The following is a 19,766-nucleotide window of genomic DNA, read 5'->3' as shown; positions in this document are numbered from 1 at the left end:
TGACTAGGTTTCATTCATGGACGCTTCGCGCTTTGCCAAGAGCCCTCTGGGCCAGCTCGTCCCGATCTCGGGCCACGATGGCCGGAACCGGCGATCATTCGAGCACGTCGCGTTCGTAGCGAACCCACTTGGTGAAGACCCCGCACTCGATGGCGAGACGTGGCGCTCCGTCTCCCGGGCGGGGCGGGCGATCGCCCGTCTGGATCAAGCCTCCCGCCAGATCCCGAACCCCGAACTGCTCCGGCAGCCCACCCTTCGCCGGGAGGCGCAGAGCACCTCCGCGCTCGAGGGAACCTACGCGCCGATCGAAGACGTCCTGGCCGCCGACGGCGGCCCCTCGGACGCGCCGTCGGACGAGCTCCGCGAGGTGATGAACTACGTCGCTGCCGCCGAAGCCGCTTTTCGATCGGTCGCCACGTATGAGCGCATCACCATTCCACTCTTACTGGACGCCCATCGAACGCTCGTCGCCGGGACTCAGTCGGACAACGACGACGCAGGCCGGGTTCGTACCACGCAGGTCGTCATCGGCAGCCCGAACGGGCGGGTCGAAGACTCGCGATTCATCCCCGCGCCACCCGAGCACGGCCTTGAGCCGGCACTGCGAGACCTCACGGACTGGATCAACGACAGCGGATCACGCGAGCCGGTTATCGCTGCCGCGATGGCGCACTACCAGTTCGAGACCCTCCACCCCTTCAATGATGGCAACGGTCGCATCGGCCGGCTGCTCATCGTCCTCCAACTGATGCGAGAGGGTCTGCTCGCCGAACCGCTGCTCACGGTGTCACCGTGGTTCGAAGCCCGCCGGGCCGAATACCAGGAGCATCTGGCCGAAGTGTCGGCCACAGGTGACTGGGCGCCATGGGTGCGCTTCTTCAGTGCGGGCCTGGAGGCGTCGGCGATCGACACGGCCCTCAGGGTGGATCGCCTGCTTGCCATCCGGTCGGACCACGTCGCACGCCTACAGAGGGGCAACGTGCGTGGGTCACTTGCTCGCGACATCGTCGACATCCTCGTCGAATCACCCATCGTGACCGTACGCGGTCTGGCGCGACGCTTCGGCAAGTCCATCCAGGGTGTGGAGAAGGCGGTAGGCCGGCTCGTTGAGCTCGGAATCCTCCAGGGACCCATCGGGTCCTACAACCGGCGGTTCGTGGCCCGCGACCTCGTCGACGCGATCGTTGGACCCGTCGCCGGCTGAGGCCGACCAGGCAGCTGTTCCCCGTCTGCGCGTCATCCGGAGAACAGTTACCTGGTCGTCGGCCCGCGATCAGCGGCCCCAGGCCTCGCGGCTCTCCAGCGCCTCGCGGGCCTCGCTCTGCCCGGCCCCGGTGAGCTCCCGGTAGCGCTGGATCGCGGTGGTCCGGTGCCCCTCGCGGAGGAGGTCGTCGACCTCCGCCAAGGCCGAGTCCGTCAGCACCGTGAGGCCGAGGTGGGCCATCAGCACGTCCGCCTTGCGCTCCATCCGCCGGGCGGACTCGTCGATCGCCCGCAGCCGGCCGGAGATCGAGATCGCGGCGAAGATCATGCAGACCAGGAAGGCGACGAAGATGAAGTCCATGGCCGCCAAGGTAGCGGTGCGAGGAAGGCTTACGTCACCGTGCCGAGCTGCCACGGGACGAACTCCTCGCCACCGATGTCGAGGTCCTCGCTCGACGTGAGCTCGCCCGACGCCACGGCCAGGATCCGGTCGAAGATCTCCCGGCCCACCTGCTCCACCGTGGCCACGCCGGTGACGATGCGGCCGCAGTCGATGTCGATGTCGTCGCCCATCTTCTCGAACAGCTCGGTGTTGGTGCCCAGCTTGATCGAGGGGGTGGGCTTGCACCCGAACACGGATCCGCGGCCCGTGGTGAAGCAGACCACGGTGGCCCCGCCGGCGACGATGCCCGTCACGGAGACAGGGTCGTAGCCGGGCGTGTCCATGAAGACGAAGCCGCGCTCGGTGATGGGCTCCGCGTACTCGTAGACGGCGGCGAGGTCCGCCTGTCCGCCCTTCGCGACGGCGCCGAGCGACTTCTCGAGGATCGTGGTGAGGCCGCCGGCCTTGTTGCCGGGCGAGGGGTTGTTGTCGAGGGATCCGCCGCCCGCGGCGGCGTACGTCTTCCACCACTCGATGCGCCTCAGCAGGCGCTTGCCGACCTCGGGCGTGACCGCCCGCCGGGTCAGCAGGTGCTCGGCCCCGAAGACCTCGGGCGTCTCGGCCAGCACGGACGTGCCGCCGTACGAGACGAGCAGGTCGGACGCCCAGCCGAGCGCCGGGTTGGCGGTGATGCCGGAGTAGCCGTCGGAGCCGCCACAGTTGAGACCGAGCACGAGCTCGGCGACGTCGCACTCCTCGCGCTCCCAGCGGTCGTCGATCTCGGGCAGCATCTCGCGGACCGCCGCGACACCGGCCTTGACGGTGGCCCGGATGCCGCCGGTGTCCTGGATCGTCAGGGTCTTCACGACGACGTCGGGGCTCACCTCCGCCCCGCCCAGGATCGTGTCGAGCTGGATCATCTCGCAGCCGAGGCCCAGCACGAGCAGGCCGGCGACGTTGGGGTGCTGCGCGTACCCGCGCAGCGTCCGGAGCAGCACCTGGCCGCCCTCCGACGTGGGGACGAGCCCGCAGCCGCTCTGGTGGGTGAGCGCGACGACGCCGTCGACGTCGTCGAACTGGTCCATCGCGAAGCCGCGGAACTGGTCGGCGATCATCTTGGCCGTGGACGCCGAGCAGTTCACCGAGGTGAGGATGGCGACGTAGTTGCGGGTGCCGACCTTGCCGTCGGCCCGGCGGTAGCCCCGGAAGGTGGGGCGCGGCTCGGGCGGCGCGGGCAGCTCGGTGTGGACCGTGGCGAGCTCTGCCTCGCGGTGCCCCTCCTCGAACCCGAGGTTGTGGCTGTGCACGTGCTCGCCGGGCGTGATCGGTCGCGTGGCCACCCCGATGACCTGGCCGTACTTGCGCACCTCGGCGCCGGCCGGCAGGGCGCGGAGCGCCACCTTGTGGCCGCGGGGCACGGCACCCTGCACGACGACGGGGTCGCGCCCGGGTGCACCGGCCTCCTCTCCCGCGCTCAGGTCGTGCGTGGCGACGGCGACATCGTCGTCCCCGCGCAGGAGAAGCAGCTCTGCTGCGGCCACCGTGGGCCTCCCGTGCTCGTTGAACCGTTTCATTCGATCGTACTCCCGCCAGCGGGGCGGGTGTTCGGCAGTTCGTCGGATGATCGGCAACCCGGGTTACCGATCATCCGACGAACTGCCGGACGCGAGGCGTCAGGCGCGAGGCGTCAGGCCCGGACGCGAGGCGTCAGGCGCGAGGCGTCAGGCCCGGACGCGAGGCGTCAGGCGCGAGGCGTCAGCGTCAGCCGACGGCCGCTTCGACCTCGGCCAGGAACTGCTCCGCCGCCTGCTCGGGGGTCAGCCGCGCGAACAGCACCTCGGCGTTGAGCCGCTCGGTGATGTCGGCGACGTCGCCCGAGCCGTTCGGCGGGACCGGGGGCGAGTCGACGATCGTCGGCTCGATCTCGGCCATGAACTCCGCGACCAGGGTGTTGGGCGCGTCCAGCTTGTCGAGGATGCCCTCACGGACCTCGGTGTTCGCCGGCAGACCGCGGTCGGTCAGCATGATCTCCGCCGCAGCGGGGCTGTTCAGCAGGTAGTCGACGAACTTCGCCGAGGCCTGGGGGTACTCGCTCGTCTTCGAGATGGAGTAGAACATGGCCGGCTTCAGGTACATGCCGGTGCGCTCGCCCTCCGACTCGCCCGGGAGCCGGAGCAGCTGCAGCTCGCGGCCGGACGCCTTGCTCAGCGCGCCGAGCTGGTTGCTCCACCAGATGCCCATGGCGCCCGTGTTGGTGCCCAGCAGCGAACCCTCCGGCCCGGCGTCCTGGACCTCCATGGTGCGGGCCGCGTCCGGCTCGCCGCCGCCGGCCTGCAGGTCGAGCGAGACCTGGAAGAAGTCGGCGACGGTCTCCTTCGAGACGCCCAGCTTGCCGTCCTCCGTGTAGAGGGACTCGCCGCGCTGACGCGCCAGGATGTTGATGCCGGCCTCGTTGAAGCCGTAGTCCTGGGCGCCGTACACGCCCTCGGGGGCCTTGGCCGAGATCTCGTTCGCGATCTCGACGTAGTCGTCCCAGGTCCAGGTCTCGTCGTCCGGGATCTCGACGCCCGCGGCGGCGAAGATCTCGGGGTCGATGACGACGGCGTACGCGTTGACGCCGGTCGGGATGCCGAACTGGCCGTCAGCCGTGGCGCCGCCCGCGAGGATCGCGTCGTCGATCTTGGACGTGTCGATGGGGAGCGAGGCCAGGTCGGCCAGCACGCCGCGCGAAGCGTAGTCGGAGATGTAGCGCTCCTCCTGCGTGATGACGTCGGGAGCGTCCCCGGCGGCCACGGAGGTGGCGAGCTTGTCCCAGTAGCCGCCCCAGTCGGTGAAGTCCGGGACCACCGTGATGTCGGGGTTCTCCGCCTCGAAGGCGTCGATGATCTGCTGCGTCGCTGCGTGGCGGGAGTCGGAGCCCCACCACGAGAAGCGGATCTCGCAGGGGCACTCCTCGGCGGGGGCGGCCGAGGTCTCCTGGGTGGCGGGTCCGAGCCCGGAGTCGCCGCCGGCACAGGCGGCCAGGGCGAGGACCGCGACGGTCGCGCTCGCCGCGGTGGCTGCGCGCCGTGCGCGGGTGGTGGTGAATCGCATGATGCTCCTTCAGGTGCGTGACGAAACGTCGTCGTCCGGTCGTGCGGATGAGGTGCGGGTCGTGCGGGGGTCCTGCTACTTGATCCCGGTCGTGGCGATGCCCTTGACGAGGTACTTCTGCCCGAACAGGAAGACGAGGAAGACGGGGATCAGGGACACGATCGACATGGCGAACAGCGATCCCCAGGACGTCTCTCCGGTGCTGTCCTTGAACGCGGCGAGCGCGACAGGGACTGTGTACATGTCGGGACGCGTGAGGAAGATCAGCTGGCTGAAGAAGTCGTTCCACGTCCAGATGAAGGTGAAGATCGCGGTGGTCGCCAACGCCGGCAGCGCCAGCGGCAGCATGATCCGCAGGTAGATGCGGACGTGGCCGCAGCCGTCCAGCCGCGCCGCCTCGTCCAGCTCCTTGGGGATGCCCCGGAAGAACTGGACCATGAGGAAGATGAAGAACGCGTCCGTCGCAAGGAGCTTCGGCACGATCAGCGGCAGGAACGTGTTGATCCACTGCAGCGAGGAGAACAGCACGTACTGCGGCACGATCACCACATGGATGGGCAGCATGATCGACATCAGCATGATGGCGAACCAGAGGTTGCGGCCCCGGAACTCCAGGCGGGCGAACGCGTACGCGGCCATCGAGCAGGCCACCAGGTTGCCGATCACGGAGCCCAGGACCACGAGCCCCGAGTTCAGCAGGTACGTGCTGAACGGGTGCACGAGGGCGGTCCACCCGTCCGTGTAGTTGCTCATGTCGATCTCGGTCGGGATCAGGCCGGGCTCGCGGAAGATGAGCGCCGACGGCTTGATCGAGCTCGCCAGCATCCACAGCAGCGGGTACAGCATGATCAGGCCGAAGCCGATGAGCAGGGCGTGCCGGAGCAGGCCCGTGATGGCGGCGCGGCGCCGGGCGCGGACCTGCCGGGCGGACGGCGCAGGGAGCTTGCCGGCGGTGGCGGAGATCCGCGCGCGGAGGCGGGTGCCGTCGTCGGGCAGCGTGGGGGCGGTGAGCTCAGTCATCGTAGAAGACCCAGTACTTGGAGGCGACGAAGTTGATGGCGGTCATGCCGCCGATGATCAGGAGCAGGAACCAGGCCATGGCCGACGCGTAGCCCATGTCGAGCGAACCGAAGCCCTTGAGGTAGAGGTAGAGGGTGTAGAACATGGTCGAGTCCGCCGGGCCGCCGGTGCCGCCGCTGACGACGTACGCCTGCGTGAACGACTGGAAGCTGCCGATGACCTGCAGCACGAGGTTGAAGAAGACGATCGGCGAGAGCAGCGGCATCGTGATGGTGAAGAACTGCCGCACCCTGCCGGCGCCGTCGATCGAGGCGGCCTCGTAGTACATCTGCGGGATCTGCCGCAGGCCGGCCAGGAAGATCACCATCGGCGAGCCGAACGTCCAGACGTTCAGGACGATCAGGGTGCCGAGGGCGTAGTCCGGGTGCGACACCCAGCCCTGACCCTCGATGCCGAACCACGCGAGGAACTGGTTCAGCAGGCCGTCCGCGCCGAACACCTGGCGCCACAGGATGGCGACCGCCACGCTGCCGCCGAGCAGCGACGGCAGGTAGTACACCGACCGGTAGAACGACAGGGCGCGCAGGCCCTTGTCGAGGATCAGCGCCAGCGCCAGGGACAGCGCCAGCTGGATCGGCACAGACACCAGGACGTAGGTGAACGTGACCTGCAGCGCGTTGAGGAACCGCGGGTCGGCGAACATCCGGGTGTAGTTCTCGGGGCCGATCCACGTGGGTGGCGTCAGCAGGTCGTAGTCGGTGAACGACAGGTAGAGCGAGGCGACCATGGGGCCGGCGGTGATCAGCACCAGTCCGGCGAACCATGGGGCCAGGAAAATGATGGCCGCGCGGCCGTCTCCCCGGCGCGTGGCGCCGGTTCGCCCCCGCGTACGGCGCGCAGGTGCGTCCGCCCGCCGGGGGATGTCGGTGGTGCTCATGTACCGCCCTCTCGGATCGTCGTCGATCCCCGGATCTCGTCCTGTGCCGCGCGGTGCTTCTCTGGTCTGCGCGGCTGAGAAACCGGTTCCTGCGCAGGAACGTATCACACGAGGAACCGGTTTCCTATGGTGTACGGTCAGCAATGTGAAGCCCGGTGCACGGCGCCCTGTCGCCACGATCGCGGATGTCGCCGCGGCGGCTGGAGTCTCGCGCGCCACGGTGTCGCGAGTCATGAACGGCCGCAGCACGGTCGACCCAGAGATCTCTGCCCGCGTCCGCGAAGCGGCCGCGGGCCTCAGCTACCGGCCCAGCAACGTGGCCCGGAACCTCGCGCTCGGGCGCACCACGACGGTCGCCGTCGTGGTCCCCGACCTCGGCAACCCGGTGTTCCAGCAGATCCTGCGGGGGGTCGCGTCCGCGGCCGCCGAGGACGGCTACCGCGTGCTCGTGGCCGAGACGGCTGAGGACGAGAAGCAGGAGGCGGCGATAGCGCTCGAGGCGCGCCTGCGCTGCGACGCGCTCGTCCTCGTCTCCCCCCGCATGCCCGACGCGGAGCTCGTGGCCCTGATCGGCGACGCCGAGCCCGTGGTCCTCGTGAACCGCGAGGTGGGCCTGGCCGCAGAGGCGGCCGACGGCACGCCGTCGGGCACCACGCCCGGTGGCCGCCGCCCGGGCGCCGCGCTGGCCCCGAGCCTCGTCGTGGACTATGCGGACGCGACGGTCCAGGTGGTCTCGCACCTCGTCGGCCTGGGCCACCGCCGCGTGGCCTACCTCGCCGGCCCGCGCGCGAGCGCCTCCGACGGGCAGCGTCGCGCGGGGCTGGCCCGGGCGCAGGAGCTGCACGAGGGCCTGCGGCTCGAGGTGCTCCCCGCCGGACCCGACATCGCGGCCGGCCACGCCGTGACCGCCGCGGTGCTCGCCGGCCGGTTCACGGCCGCCGTCGCGTACAACGACCTGGTCGCCTTCGGCCTGCTCGCGGGCCTCAACGAGGCAGGCGTCGCGGTGCCGGGCGACATCTCGGTGGCCGGCTTCGACGACATCGACCTGGCCCGCTACGCCACGCCCGCGCTGACCACGGCGGCGGTACCGCAGTCCGACCTCGGGCGCCACGCGTGGCGGGAGCTGCACGCCGTCATCACCGACGGCGCCAACCCCGCGGTCACCGCGCGCTTCGCCGCGCGGCTCGAGATCCGCGCCAGCACGGGCCCGCTGCCGCGGCGCCCGGAGAGGGTGCACCTGGCCGACGACGGCCGGGACGCCGACACGACCCCCACCCACACCACAGCGACAGGAGGGCCCGTGGACGACAGTGTCGCCGCTCCGCCGGGAACAGCACCGCAGGAGACCGCACCGACCGACGGGCGCGTGCGGACACGTCCGGACGCCCGCAAGAACCCCGTCTGGACCGCCGACGGCGACACGATGGTGCTCCGGGCGGGGGCCGACGGCGCGCCGCTCGCCCGCCGCGAGCCCGGCGACCGGGTCCCCCGCATCCACGCCCCCCGGCCCTACCTGCACCCGGTCCACACGCTGGCGGGGGTCCCGCTCACGGACGCGGGCCCGGTGGACCACCGGCACCACTACGGCGTGGGCATCGCCGTCCCGGACGTGAACGGCACCAGCCACTGGGGCGGCCGCACGTTCGTCCGGGACGTGGGCCCCACGCTGCTCGAGAACCACGGCACCCAGGTGGCGACAGGCCTGCGCGTGGCGCCCGACGACGCGGGCACCCTCCTCGAGGACGTGCTCTGGAGCGACGAGCACGGCGCGCCGCAGCTCACCGAGGAACGCCGCCTGCACGGGTCGCGGCTGGTGGGCGTGCTGCCGTCCGACCTGTGGGTCCTGGGCTGGCACAGCACGCTGCACGCGTCGCACGGCCCGCTCGAGATCCGCTCCCCCGCGACGAACGGCCGCCCGGGCGCGGGCTACGGCGGCCTGTTCTGGCGGCTGCCGGTCGCCGAGCGCACCCGCGTGCTCAGCGCCGCGGGCGAGGGCGAGTCGGCTGCGCACGGCAGCTCCGCGCGCTGGGTGGCGTTCACCCAGGTGCACGCCGCCGGTCCGTCCACGCTCGTGCTGGTCCAGCCGGGCGAGGTGCGGCCGTGGTTCCTCCGCTCGGCGGAGTACCCCGGCGCCTGCCCGGCGCTGGCGTGGGACAGCCCGCTGGTGGTCCCCGACGGGGGCAGCGTGCAGGTCGGTCTCGTGGCCGCGCTGGTCGACGCCGAGCTCACGCTCGACGAGGCCGCCGCCGTCGCGGAGGCCGTCCGATGAGCCTCCCGGCCAAGGTCGCGGTCGTCGGCATCCATGGCCACGGCGCCTCCCACCTGCGTGCTGTCGCCGAGCTCGAGGGGCGCGGTGCCGCCCGGCTGAGCGCCGTCGTCGACCCGCGGGAGCCCGGGCCCGACGGGCCCGACGCACCCTGGTTCCCCACCCTCGGCGACCTGCTGAGCAGCCCGGACGAGAGCGCGCGGCCCGACGTCGTCGTGCTCGCCACGCCCATCCACACGCACCTGCCGCTCGCACGCGTCGCGATGGAGGCGGGCGTGGACGTGCTGCTCGAGAAGCCCACGGCGGCGTCGCTCGCGGAGCACACCGAGCTGGTCGCCGTCACGGAGCGCACCGGCCGGCTGTGCCAGGTCGGCTTCCAGACCTTCGGCTCGCACGCGGTCGCGGCTGCTGCCGACCTCGTCGGGCGCGGTGAGATCGGCGACATCGTCGGCGTGGGAGCGGTCGGGACCTGGGTGCGGACCGCCGGCTACTGGGGTCGAGCGCCCTGGGCCGGCCGGCGGCGGCTGGACGGCCGGGCCGTCGTGGACGGCGTCGTGACCAACCCGCTCGCTCACGCCGTGGCGACCGCGCTCCGCATCGGCGGCGCCCGGGCCACCGAGGACGTGGCCTACGTGGACGTGGACCTCTGGCGCGCCAACCCGATCGAGGCCGACGACACCTCTGCGGTGCGCGTGGTCGGCACGGACGGGACCCGGTACGGCTTCGGCCTCACGCTGTGCGCCGCCGAGCGGACGCCCGCACGGATCCTCGTGCTCGGCACCGAGGGCGAGCTGGAGCTCGAGTACGAGCACGACATCGTCCGGCTCCGCACCCCGCGGGTCACCGCCGAGAAGTCGTACGTCCGCACGCCGCTGCTCGACGACCTCCTCGCCGCGCGCCGCGACCCGGCGCGGGAGCTGCTGTGCGACGTGCGCGAGACCGGCGCCTTCATGCGCGTCCTCGACGCGGTGCGGACGGCGTCCGAGCCGTCGGGCATCGGTCCCGCACACGTGGAGTGGCTCGGCGAGGGCGACGACCGCCGCCCCGTGGTCCGCGACGTCGCCACCTGGTGCGAGCGCGTCGCGCGGGAGCAGCGCACGTTCACCGAGCTGGGCGCGCCCTGGACGAGCTGAGCTGTGCGGCCGTGAGGACCCCGGCGGCCGTCCGGACCCCGGCGGCCGTCCGACCGGCAGTTTGTCGGATGATCGGCAGCCCGGGCTGCCGATCATCCGACAAAGTGCCGAGTACGCGACTGCCCGGCACCCGGGAAGGGCACGCAAGAAGGGTGAGCCGGTGAGCGCCGTCCTCCTCGCCCTCGGGTCGATGGGGGCGGTGGTCGCACTCGGCTGGCTCACGCAGAGGCGGCGGCTGCTCCCCGAGCAGGCACGCGAGGTGCTCGCCGCGGTGTCGTTCACGCTGGCGGCGCCCTGCCTCCTGTTCGTCACGCTCGCCCGGACGGACCTCGCGACGGTGGTCTCACGCCCCGCCTTAGTCACCTGGGGTACGACGGCGGCGCTCGCCCTGGTCGTCGCCGCCCTCGCCCGGGCGGTGGTCCGGCTCCCGTGGCGGCCGGCGATCATGACGACTCTCGCCGGGTCGTACGTCAACGCCGGCAACATCGGCATCCCGCTCGCGGTCTACCTGTTCGGCGACGCCCTGGCCGTGGTGCCGACCCTCCTCTTCCAGCTCCTGATCCTCGCGCCGGCCGCGTTCGCGGTGCTCGACCGGGCCGGGCCTGACAAGGCCGGGCCCGACCGGGCCGGGCATGTGGCCACCTCCGGTCCGCGCGGACCGCGGGGCGGCGTGCTCCTCGTCGCCCTGCGCAACCCGGTCACGCTCGGCACGCTCGCCGGGGTGGTCGCCTCGCTGGTCGGATCCGCGCTGGGGCACCGCCTCCCCGAGCCGGTCCTGGCGCCGTTCGACCTGCTCGGGGCGGCGGCCCCACCTCTCGCCCTGCTCACGTTCGGCATGACGCTCGCCCTGCCGCGACCGGCGGCCTCAGCCTCGGCGGGCGCGCCCTCGGCTGGCATGCCCGACCCGGACGGGGTCCCGGTCGCCCGCGAGCGCTGGGTGGTGCTGCTCGTGGTTCTGGCGCGCAACGTGCTCCACCCGCTCCTCGCGTGGTTGACGGGCCGGGCAGTCGGGCTCGACGCGGCAGCGCTGGCGGTCGTCGTCACCATGGCAGCCCTGCCTACGGCGCAGAACGTCGTCGTCTACGCGACGCGGTACCGCTGCTTCGAGGGCCCGACGAGCCGCGCGTGCCTGGCCACGACAGCGGTGTGCGTCCCGGTGCTCCTGGCTGTGGGCGCCCTGCTCGCGTGATCTCGACCGGGTCGGCGATGCGGGGGCCTGGACATCGGGCGGCAGAGCCTGCCACCGTCAACCCTGTCCATGACCGCTCGGAACGACCCGGAGGCCAGCTGGTGCGCGCAGTCCAGATTCTCGAGTACGGCGGGCCTGAGGTCCTGACAGTGACGGACATCCCCGAGCCGGTGCCGGCACCGGGCGAGGTCCTGGTGCGGGTCAGCGGGGCGGGGGTCAACTACGCCGACACCCACCAGGTGGAGAACTCGTATCTCGCGCCCGCCAAGCTGCCCCTGGTCCCCGGTTCCGAGGTGGTCGGCCGCACCGCGGACGGTCGCCGCGTGATGGCGCTGGTCGACGACGGAGGCTACGCCGAGGTGGCCGGCGTGCCGGAGCACCGGCTGCAAGAAGTCCCCGACGGCGTCAGCGACGGTCAGGCTCTCGCGCTCCTCGTGCAGGGGCTGACCGCCTGGCACCTGCTGCGGACGTCGGCTCGCCTGGCCGAGGGCGAGTCCGTCGTCGTCCAGGCCGCGGCCGGCGGTACCGGCTCGCTCGCCGTCCAGCTCGCCAGGGCCTTCGGCGCGGGGCGCATCATCGCGCTCGCCTCGACGGAGGAGAAGCGGAAGCTCGCCCTCGACCTCGGGGCCGACGTCGCCGTGGACAGCTCCCCGGACGGCCTCACCGAGCGGCTGGTCGAGGCGAACCAGGGACGGCCCGTCGACGTGGCGCTCGAGATGACCGGCGGACCCGCGTTCGACGCGACCCTCGCGGCCCTCGCCCCCTTCGGGCGCCTGGTCCACTACGGCATGGCGTCGCGGGTGCCGCCCCGGCACGTCCGGCCGGCAGACCTGATGGGCACCTCGAGGACGGTCTCCGGCTTCTGGCTCAAGCACTGCCTGGCCCGGCGTGGCATGGTCTCCGCCCCGATGGCCGAGCTGCTGCAGCTGGTCCTGGACGGCCGCCTCGCACCCCAGCTCGGGGAGTCCTACCCGCTGGCCGAGGCTCGACGCGCGCACGAGGACCTGCGCGCTCGGCGGACGACCGGAAAGCTCGTCCTGGACCCGTCCCGGTAGTCCGCTGTGGGTACACGAATGGTCGCCTTCCGGCGCGGAAAGGCGACCATTCGTGTACCCACAGCGGCGGGAGGGGGGTCAGGCGAAGGGGACGCCCACGCCCAGGTCGTCCAGCGCCACGGGGTCACCCGTCGCGAGCGAGCGGTTGCCCGCATAGCCGACCGCCGAGGCCCGCACGCCGTCGAGGTAGCCGGCCGCGCGACCGAGGGGGTCGTCGGCGGGCGGGCCGGTGAAGACGTCGCGCAGCAGGAAGGCGTCGCCGCCGCCGTGCCCGCCGATGCCCTCCGCGATGGGCCACTCCCGGGCCCGCTCCCAGTGGCGCTGCACCACGAGCCGCTCGCCGAACGGGCGCGGGTCGTTCTCCCAGGCCTCGGGCGTGGCGCTCGGGTCGATCACCGCGGTGCCCGTGTCGCCGAACGCGACCGACCCGCGCTCCACGACCTCCAGCTCCGCGCGCCCGCGCGTACCGGTCACCACCACGCGGTAGCCCTCGAACGGGGCGTGCGCCACGAGGGAGTAGGTGAGCACCGCTCCCTTCTCGTACTCCACGACGAGCGACAGCGTGTCCTCGAGCTCGATGCCGGGGTCGAAGACGGAGCGGTCGCGGCGGTAGCCGTCGACGGCCTGGGCCTCGGGCCCGTAGAGCTCGCTGAGGTAGGGGTTCTTCTCCAGGTCGAGCGCCCACGGGTCGATGCCGCGGGCGCGCAGGTCCTGCTCGGTCTCGTTGGGCTCGTACGAGGCGTGGCCGGCGTCGTCGCCGTAGAACCGGCGCCCGCCCGCGGCGAACACGCGGCGCGGGGCCAGGCCCGTCCACCAGTTCACGAGGTCGAAGTGGTGGCTCGACTTGTGCACCAGCAGACCGCCGCTGACGTCCTTCTCGCGGTGCCAGCGGCGGAAGTAGTCGGCACCGTGCACGGTGTCGAGCGCCCAGTCGAAGTGCACCGCGACGACGTCGCCGATCTCGCCGCTGCGGATCACCTCGCGCAGCGCAGCGTTCCGCGGGGAGTACCGGTAGTTGAACGTCATGGTGACGTCCTTGCCGGTCTCCTGGACGGCGTCGACGATGAGCCGAGCCTGCTCCGCGGTGGCGGCGATGGGCTTCTCGACCACCACGTCGGCTCCGGCCCGCAGGGCGCGGGAGACCAGGTCGGCGTGGGTGCGGTCGGGCGAGGTCACGATGACGCGGTCCACGCGCTCGTTCTCGATCGCCTTCTCGAGGTCCTCAGGGCCGTACACCGGACGCGTCCCGCCGACGACGGCAGCGACCCGCGCCTCGTGCACCGCGGCCCGGACGGGGTTCGGCTCGACCCACGCGACGATCTCGCCGTCGGCTGCATGGGCGTCGAGCAGGGCGCCCACGTACATCCCGGCACGGTGTCCCGTACCGATCACGGCGTAGCGCCGGCGTCCCGTGGTGGTCGCAGCGTCGGTCATGTCGCGGTGCTCCTTCGTCGTCGTCGACCCGGCCGCCGCCGGCGACCGCATCACGACCCTACACACGCGCACCCGGCTTGGGGAAGCGCTTCCCCATGGTCGGGAAACCGTTCTCAGCGCTCCGGGGTGAGGACCACCTGGCCGGCCCACGCGAAGCCGCCGCCGAACCCGAACAGCAGAGCCGGGACGCCGGCCGGGATCTTGCCGGCGTGCCACCACTTCGACATCCCCATCGGGATGCTGGCCGCCGACGTGTTCCCCGACTCCACGATGTCCGTCACGACGATGCGGTCGTCCATCCCCAGCGACTTGGCCAGCGGCTCGATGATCCGCAGGTTCGCCTGGTGCGCCACCAGCACCTCCACGTCGTCGAGCGCGAGCCCCGACGCGGCGACGACGGACCGCGCCCGCTCCGCCGCCCGGGTGATCGCCCACTTGAAGACCGACCGGCCGTCCTGCTGGAACTTCACCAGCGGCTCCTCGATCCGCACGGCGGGTGTGAGCTCCGGCTCCGTTCCCCATACCACCGGGCCGACCGCCGGCTGGTCCGACGCCCGCAGCACCGCCGCCCCGGCACCGTCCGCCGTGAGGATGCAGGTGGAACGGTCGGTCCAGTCGGTGAAAGCGGTCAGCTTCTCCGCGCCGATCACCAGCGCGGTCCGCGACGTCCCGGTGCGGATCGCCTGGTCGGCGAGGCCCATCGCGTGCGCGAAGCCGGAGCACGCCACGTTCAGGTCCAGCGCCGCCGGGCCGACGACGTCGCGCAGGTCGAGGGGGACCGCCTCCTCCGGCGTCGACTCACCCGGCTGGAACCCGGTGCGCAGCGCGTACGCGACGCGCCCGGCCGTGTTGGGCGAGCGGTCGACGTTCGTGGCGGTCGCGACGATGACGAGGTCGACGTCGTCGGCCGCCACACCCGCGTCCTCCAGTGCATGCCGGCCGGCGGCGGTCGCCATGTCGGCGACCGTGACGTCGTCGGCGGCCACGTGACGCGTCACGATGCCGGTCCTCGACCGGATCCACTCGTCGTTGGTCTCCACCCGCTCGGCGATGTCGTCGTTGGTGAGGACCTTCTCCGGCTGGTGGTGCCCCAGCCCGACGATGCGGGAGCCGGCGGCACCGGCAGGGAGCGAGAGTGCGGTGGCCATGGAGCCAAAGTACGCGATCCGCGAGCGCCTACCCCAGGACGGCCGCGCCCTCCGGCTGCTCCGCCGCCGCAAGGATCTCCCGGAGCTCCGACTCGTACCGGGCCCCCATCGCGACGGTGCGGCCGTGATACGTCCAGGACAGCAGGTGGGCCGCGGTGAACCGGCGCGCGCACAGCGAGCACGAGAGGGGGCGCACGGGTCGCCGGAACCGGGTGACCCGGTGCCCGGCCGTGCACACGCCCGCCCACGGCCCGTCGATCGCGGGCGCCTGCGCGTCCACGCACCTGTGCCCCGACGACCCGATCCGGTGAGCGGCAGCCCGCCAGGTGGCGTCGTGCCCGTGCCGGGGTCCCACGAGCGCGTGGGCGATCTCGTGGAGCACCGTCTCGCGCACGTGCGCCTCGTCGTACAGGCGCGCGAGCGGCGCCGAGAGGCTGATCCGCCGCCGTGCGTGGTCGCAGAGCCCGGCCCGGCGCATCGCGTCGTCGAACCCGAAGGTCCAGCCCTGCAGACCGTGCTGGTCCATGAGCTCCCGCGCCGTCTGCGTGACCCGCTTCAGGTCCATGTGTGCCCCCTGTGGTGGTGCCGTCGGTACTGCCAGAAACCTACCGACCGGCGCCGCCGGGCGTGCGCGGTCGTCCACAGGGCCTGTGCACAGAGAAGCGCCGAGGCAGTGCGCTCGTCCGCCGCAGGTCACCCTGCGCAGGGACGGACGGTCGCACTACCTCGGCGTGCTGCTCCCGAGCGCGGAAGGGATCAGCTCACGTCGCCCCGCCACGCACCGGTCTCGGTGCCGCGCGACTCGATGAACTCCTTGAACCGGTCCAGGTCGCCGGCGACCCGGCGGTCGTCGAGGTTGAGCGCGTCACCGGCCTTCTCGAGGAATCCCTCGGGCTCCCACTCGAGCTGCACCGTGACACGCGTCTGGGAGTCGCCGAGCTTGTGGAACGTCACCACCCCGGCCTGCGTCGGCCCGGTCGTGCTGCGCCAGGCGACCCGCTCGTCCGGGTGCTGCTCGGTGATCTCCGCGTCGAACTCCCGCTCGACCCCGCCGATCTTGGTCTTCCAGTGCGTGTTCGTCGGGCCGAGCTGGTGCACCTCCTCGACCCCCTCCATGAAGCGGGGGAACTCCTCGAACTGGGTCCACTGGTTGTACACGGTGCGGACGGGGACGTCGACGTCGATGGACTTCGTGACGCTGGCCATGTCTGCTCCTCTCGTGCGTCCGGGTCGGTCCTGCCCACCGTCTCCCGAGCCCGGCGCACTCGCAGCCCGTCAGCTGCCCCCGAGGCCCGTCTCGCGGTAGAAGCCCTCGATGTGCGCCCGGATCAGCTTCTCGGCGGTGTCGCCGTCGCCCGCCCCGATGGCGTCGAGGATGGTGCGGTGCTCCGCGGAGAGGCGTGCCGACGTCGTCCCCCAGGCGGGGAGGCGCTCCGCGCCTGCCGTGACGTACGAGCCCACCGCCGACCGCATGCCCGTCATGATCGCCTCGACGAGCTGGTTGCCGGCCATGCGCGCCACCTGCAGGTGGAAGTCCTGGTCGCGCTCGACGAACTCCGCGACCGAGAGGCCGGGGTCGTCCATCGCCGCCAGCAGCCGCCAGGCGTCGTCGAGGGCCTCGTGCCCGGCGTCGTCCGCGGCCCCCGTGTCGTCCGCGCCCCCCACCCGGGCGGCGGCCTCACGGGCCGCCCACGACTCGAGCAGGGTGCGCGTGGCGACGACGTCGGACACCGGGAGCGTGCCGGACGCAACGTGCAGGCGGACGGCCGCGCCGAGGCCCGCGGCGGGGCGGTCGATCACCGTGGCACCCGACGTGGGGCCGGAGCCGACGGCGGTACGCACGATGCCCATCGCCTCCAGGATCCGGATGGCCTCGCGGACCGACGGACGCGAGACGCCGAGCTGCTCGGCCAGCGCCCGCTCGCCGGGCAGCCGCTCGCCGAGCCCCCACTTGCCGGACCGGAGGTCAGCCTCGATCTGCGCGAGGACGCGCTCGTGAGTACGCACGAGCCGATCCTACCTGTGGTCGGTCCACACCGCCGTCCCCCGGCGCAGGCGGGCCCGCCGGGGGAGTCACTTCGTCGGACGAAGCGGCTCCCCCGGCGAGCAGGCCCGGTGTCAGCAGGCGCCCAGGTCCCGCCAGGGACCCCAGTCGCTCGCCGTGGGGACGTCGCCCTGCGTCCAGTACCGGGCCGACCAGGAGCGGCCGCCGTACGACACCGTCGCCCCGCCGTTGTAGGCCACGGCGGCGGACCAGGCTGCGGCGGAGCACCCGGTGCCACCGCCGCCACCCCCGCCGCCGGAGCCCGCCGGCTGCACGACCGTGACCCCGCGCGGGTTGTCGTACGTGGCCGCGTAGGCCACCCCGTCGATCACGACCCGCACGTTGGAGAACTGGGCCATGGGCAGCTGCCACGACATCGTGGTCCAGGCGGACCCGCCCGCCGGGATCCCGCCGGACGGCACCGTCAGCCGCACCGTGTGGAACGGCCCGTCGAGCCCGCCGACGTTGTTGCCGCTGTGGCCCGGGGTCACCTGGATGCCCCAGCCGTTCTGCTCGCCGATCGTCGCCGGGGTGGAGGTCGCCACGTCGAACGTGATGGTCGAGCCGCCCGGGATCGCCACCCCGGACCGGTTGGTGAACGTGACGCGCGGGTTGATCGGGTAGTTGTTGTCGCCCAGGGCGAAGCTCGAGTACGACACGTCCAGGTCGATCGCCTGGGCCGGAGCGCCGGCCACGGACTTCGTGGACCCGTAGGGGGTGGTCTGCGACAGCGTCTGGTGCATGCGCGTCACGAGGGTGTCGCCCATGCCGTACTCGCCCGTCGCGGAGTCGTAGCCGTAGTCGCCCGCGAGCTCCCAGATCATGATGCCGCCGAGCCCCTGCTGGGCCACATAGTCGGCCTTGGCCTGGATGGCCTGGTCGGAGTCGCCCGAGAGGAAGACCCGCGTGGTGGGGTTCCACCACCACTCCGTCTTGGTCACGCTGTCGAAGTGGTGCTGGTACGTGCCCGTGAGCGGCCCGGCCGGCGACCCGTAGGCCGCGGCGTACGACCCCGGCCGCCCCGCCTGGAGGTTGAGCACGTGCCAGATCGGGTTGCCCCCGGAGGCGATCTGCGTCCCGTCGGGGTTGAGGTCGTGCCACACGTTGTCGATCCCGTCGGCCCCGTTGCCGCACGGCGTCGTGCTGCCGACGCTCGACCCGGTCCCCGCCGGGCACTGCTGCTGGTTGGGCAGGGCCGCCGTGCCCCACAGCCCGTTGGTGCCGCCCTGCACGTTCTTCCAGCCCCGCGTGTAGAACGGGACGCCGATGTTGATCCGGCCGGCCTGGACCGCACCGCGGAAGTAGTGCGCCGCCCAGTCGGCGTTGAGGTAACCGATCCCCGCGTAGGCGCCGTAGACACCGGCCGCGGCGAGCTCTCCGTCGCGCCCGTCGTCGAACAGCGGGCCGTTGCCGCCCACGAAGTGGTTCCACGTGCCGTGCAGGTCGTACGACATGAGGTTCACGTAGTCGAGGTACTCCACGACCTGGTGCACCTCCTGCCCCCTCAGCAGCCAGCCGGAGGCCGGCGCTGCGATCGTCAGCAGGTAGTAGTCCCCGTCCTGCGCGGCCGCCCGGTCCAGGGCCTCGCGCGTGGTCCGCAGCAGTGCCGTGTAGTTCGCCCACAGCTGGCCGCGGCGCGGGTTCGCGAACGAGAAGTCGTCCGGGTTGCCCGCGTTGTTGTTCGACGTCGCGTACTCGTAGTCGATGTCGATCCCGTCGAAGCCGTAGGTACGGACGAAGTCGACGGCCGACGCCGCGAACGCGTCGTACTCCGCCTGCGTGTCCAGGGCGTAGAACCCGCCCGACGCGACCCGGGCGCCGTCGGCCCCGAAGTAGCCGCCCGACTCGGCCCAGCCGCCGACCGAGAGCAGCGTCTTCACGCCGGGGTTCTCCCGCTTGTACTTCGTCAGCTGGTTCAGGTGCCCCCGGTACGCGAGGGACGGGTCCATCGCGTTCTCCGCGCCGGGGAAGGTCGCGTCCGTGGCGACGTTGCCCGGGACGTCCTCGCTCACGGAGATGCGGGCGTTCGGCCGCACGTGGCCGAAGGCGTAGTTGACGTGCGACAGCTTGTCCCACGGGACGTCGCTCGCGAGGTACGACGGCGTGCCGTCGGCTCCTGTGCGCCACGAGGTGAAGTACCCGATGACGCGCCGCTCGAGGCCGTTCGGCAGCAGCTCGCGCCCGTCCTCGCCGTAGACGTCGCAGAACGGCACGTCCACGCCAGGCGTGATGTGCAGCCCGTCCGGGCGGCAGCGCTCGTCGGGGTTGTCCGAGATCGGCTCGCCCGTGGGGGCGGGGGTCGGGGAGGGGCTCGGGCTCACCGACGGGGACACCGTCGGAACAGGGGAGGTGGACGGCGACGCCGTCGGTGAGGGACCCGTACCGCTGCAGGCGCCGAGGTCGCGCCAGAGGGTGGGTGTGGCCGCAGGGTTCCACCCGGTGCCCGCGTAGGCGGTGTGGGTGACGATCGCCTGGTACTGGCGGCCCTGGTAGCTGGCGGCGGAACCGGCCGCGTACGTGGCCCCCTCCGACCAGGCCGGGCCCGTGCACGCGGCAGCGTGGGCGGCTCCGGCGCCGAGCACCTGAGCGGCAACGAGCGCGGGGACCAGGCCCACGATCGCGGCCACGGCGGCCGCGGCCACGGCCCGACGTCGGCGCACGGCCCGGCCGGGCGGTCGGTTCTTCCTGCGGGTCGCCATCGCGCTGGTGAAGTTCGTCATGGGACGTGCCACCTCCTGTACGCCGGCGTGCAGGGCGGGGTGCCCTGGCACCGGCGACAACGATATGTAAGGACGCTTGAGCAATTCGTCAGGGTTCTCCCCATGATCGTCAAGAAGAGGTGCGGGAACTCCCTCAGAGGGG

At 72.3% G+C, this 19,766-nt stretch carries 16 protein-coding genes; 5 read left to right on the top strand and 11 right to left on the bottom strand.

Annotated elements, in window-relative coordinates; all coding sequences use genetic code 11:
• Window positions 1-16 precede the first annotated feature (16 nt).
• A complete protein-coding gene (locus tag AC060K_RS10465; protein ID WP_483765368.1) occupies window positions 17-1,204 on the top strand; it encodes a Fic family protein in 1,188 nt (395 codons plus the stop codon).
• Window positions 1,205-1,273: 69 nt separating this feature from the next.
• Here AC060K_RS10465 and AC060K_RS10460 read toward each other — a convergent pair whose 3' ends face one another.
• From AC060K_RS10460 to AC060K_RS10440, 5 genes are all read right to left on the bottom strand, one after another.
• Window positions 1,274-1,564, bottom strand: coding sequence for a hypothetical protein (locus tag AC060K_RS10460; RefSeq protein WP_483765367.1), 291 nt, complete (start codon window positions 1,562-1,564; stop codon window positions 1,274-1,276).
• Window positions 1,565-1,593: 29 nt separating this feature from the next.
• On the bottom strand, window positions 1,594-3,159 hold the full coding sequence (locus AC060K_RS10455) for a UxaA family hydrolase (RefSeq protein ID WP_483765366.1): 1,566 nt from the start codon (window positions 3,157-3,159) through the stop codon (window positions 1,594-1,596).
• Between the two features lie 187 nt (window positions 3,160-3,346).
• Window positions 3,347-4,678: an ABC transporter substrate-binding protein gene (locus AC060K_RS10450; protein WP_483765365.1), complete on the bottom strand. Its 1,332-nt coding sequence runs from the start codon at window positions 4,676-4,678 to the stop codon at window positions 3,347-3,349.
• Between the two features lie 75 nt (window positions 4,679-4,753).
• Window positions 4,754-5,698, bottom strand: a complete 945-nt coding sequence (locus AC060K_RS10445; RefSeq protein ID WP_483765364.1) for a carbohydrate ABC transporter permease — start codon at window positions 5,696-5,698, stop codon at window positions 4,754-4,756.
• Window positions 5,691-6,635, bottom strand: a complete 945-nt coding sequence (locus AC060K_RS10440) for a carbohydrate ABC transporter permease (RefSeq protein WP_483765363.1) — start codon at window positions 6,633-6,635, stop codon at window positions 5,691-5,693. Before AC060K_RS10440 ends, AC060K_RS10445 begins: the two co-directional genes overlap by 8 nt.
• A gap of 145 nt (window positions 6,636-6,780) precedes the next feature.
• Here AC060K_RS10440 and AC060K_RS10435 point away from each other — a divergent pair, with 145 nt between their 5' ends.
• The 4 genes from AC060K_RS10435 (at window position 6,781) to AC060K_RS10420 (ending at window position 12,278) form a co-directional block, all read left to right on the top strand.
• Window positions 6,781-8,904, top strand: coding sequence for a DUF6807 family protein (locus AC060K_RS10435; protein ID WP_483765362.1), 2,124 nt, complete (start codon window positions 6,781-6,783; stop codon window positions 8,902-8,904).
• Window positions 8,901-10,034 carry a Gfo/Idh/MocA family protein gene (locus tag AC060K_RS10430; RefSeq protein ID WP_483765361.1) on the top strand — a complete coding sequence of 378 codons (1,134 nt, stop codon included), beginning with the start codon at window positions 8,901-8,903 and terminating at the stop codon, window positions 10,032-10,034. The genes AC060K_RS10435 and AC060K_RS10430 overlap by 4 nt, the downstream gene beginning before the upstream one ends.
• Before the next feature lie 160 nt (window positions 10,035-10,194).
• Window positions 10,195-11,223, top strand: coding sequence for an AEC family transporter (locus AC060K_RS10425; protein WP_483765360.1), 1,029 nt, complete (start codon window positions 10,195-10,197; stop codon window positions 11,221-11,223).
• A gap of 101 nt (window positions 11,224-11,324) precedes the next feature.
• On the top strand, window positions 11,325-12,278 hold the full coding sequence (locus AC060K_RS10420) for a quinone oxidoreductase family protein (RefSeq protein WP_483765359.1): 954 nt from the start codon (window positions 11,325-11,327) through the stop codon (window positions 12,276-12,278).
• Window positions 12,279-12,356: 78 nt separating this feature from the next.
• On the opposite strand, the gene AC060K_RS10415 is transcribed toward AC060K_RS10420, so the two are convergent.
• The 6 genes from AC060K_RS10415 to AC060K_RS10390 form a co-directional block, all read right to left on the bottom strand.
• Window positions 12,357-13,712, bottom strand: a complete 1,356-nt coding sequence (locus AC060K_RS10415; protein ID WP_483765358.1) for a Gfo/Idh/MocA family protein — start codon at window positions 13,710-13,712, stop codon at window positions 12,357-12,359.
• A gap of 113 nt (window positions 13,713-13,825) precedes the next feature.
• Window positions 13,826-14,860 (bottom strand): beta-ketoacyl-ACP synthase III, encoded by a 1,035-nt coding sequence (locus tag AC060K_RS10410; RefSeq protein WP_483765357.1) that lies wholly within the window; start codon window positions 14,858-14,860, stop codon window positions 13,826-13,828.
• Between the two features lie 28 nt (window positions 14,861-14,888).
• Window positions 14,889-15,425 carry a SprT-like domain-containing protein gene (locus AC060K_RS10405; protein WP_483765356.1) on the bottom strand — a complete coding sequence of 179 codons (537 nt, stop codon included), beginning with the start codon at window positions 15,423-15,425 and terminating at the stop codon, window positions 14,889-14,891.
• A 191-nt stretch (window positions 15,426-15,616) separates the two neighbouring features.
• On the bottom strand, window positions 15,617-16,066 hold the full coding sequence (locus tag AC060K_RS10400) for an SRPBCC family protein (protein ID WP_483765355.1): 450 nt from the start codon (window positions 16,064-16,066) through the stop codon (window positions 15,617-15,619).
• A gap of 69 nt (window positions 16,067-16,135) precedes the next feature.
• Window positions 16,136-16,867 carry a FadR/GntR family transcriptional regulator gene (locus AC060K_RS10395; protein WP_483765354.1) on the bottom strand — a complete coding sequence of 244 codons (732 nt, stop codon included), beginning with the start codon at window positions 16,865-16,867 and terminating at the stop codon, window positions 16,136-16,138.
• Window positions 16,868-16,978: 111 nt separating this feature from the next.
• Window positions 16,979-19,624, bottom strand: coding sequence for a glycosyl hydrolase family 18 protein (locus AC060K_RS10390; RefSeq protein ID WP_483765353.1), 2,646 nt, complete (start codon window positions 19,622-19,624; stop codon window positions 16,979-16,981).
• Window positions 19,625-19,766: the final 142 nt, after the last annotated feature.

This window comes from Antribacter sp. NEAU-D49 (assembly GCF_057158775.1).
This window is presented reverse-complemented; position numbering and strand designations above follow the sequence as displayed.

What these genes read in the sequence shown, in the direction of transcription:
- AC060K_RS10465 (WP_483765368.1), top strand. Translation starts at nt 17, where the DNA reads ATGGACGCTTCGCGCTTTGCCAAGAGCCCTCTGGGCCAGCTCGTCCCG.
- AC060K_RS10460 (WP_483765367.1), bottom strand. Translation starts at nt 1,564, where the DNA reads ATGGACTTCATCTTCGTCGCCTTCCTGGTCTGCATGATCTTCGCCGCG.
- AC060K_RS10455 (WP_483765366.1), bottom strand. Translation starts at nt 3,159, where the DNA reads ATGAAACGGTTCAACGAGCACGGGAGGCCCACGGTGGCCGCAGCAGAG.
- AC060K_RS10450 (WP_483765365.1), bottom strand. Translation starts at nt 4,678, where the DNA reads ATGCGATTCACCACCACCCGCGCACGGCGCGCAGCCACCGCGGCGAGC.
- AC060K_RS10445 (WP_483765364.1), bottom strand. Translation starts at nt 5,698, where the DNA reads ATGACTGAGCTCACCGCCCCCACGCTGCCCGACGACGGCACCCGCCTC.
- AC060K_RS10440 (WP_483765363.1), bottom strand. Translation starts at nt 6,635, where the DNA reads ATGAGCACCACCGACATCCCCCGGCGGGCGGACGCACCTGCGCGCCGT.
- AC060K_RS10430 (WP_483765361.1), top strand. Translation starts at nt 8,901, where the DNA reads ATGAGCCTCCCGGCCAAGGTCGCGGTCGTCGGCATCCATGGCCACGGC.
- AC060K_RS10415 (WP_483765358.1), bottom strand. Translation starts at nt 13,712, where the DNA reads ATGACCGACGCTGCGACCACCACGGGACGCCGGCGCTACGCCGTGATC.
- AC060K_RS10410 (WP_483765357.1), bottom strand. Translation starts at nt 14,860, where the DNA reads ATGGCCACCGCACTCTCGCTCCCTGCCGGTGCCGCCGGCTCCCGCATC.
- AC060K_RS10405 (WP_483765356.1), bottom strand. Translation starts at nt 15,425, where the DNA reads ATGGACCTGAAGCGGGTCACGCAGACGGCGCGGGAGCTCATGGACCAG.
- AC060K_RS10400 (WP_483765355.1), bottom strand. Translation starts at nt 16,066, where the DNA reads ATGGCCAGCGTCACGAAGTCCATCGACGTCGACGTCCCCGTCCGCACC.
- AC060K_RS10390 (WP_483765353.1), bottom strand. Translation starts at nt 19,624, where the DNA reads ATGACGAACTTCACCAGCGCGATGGCGACCCGCAGGAAGAACCGACCG.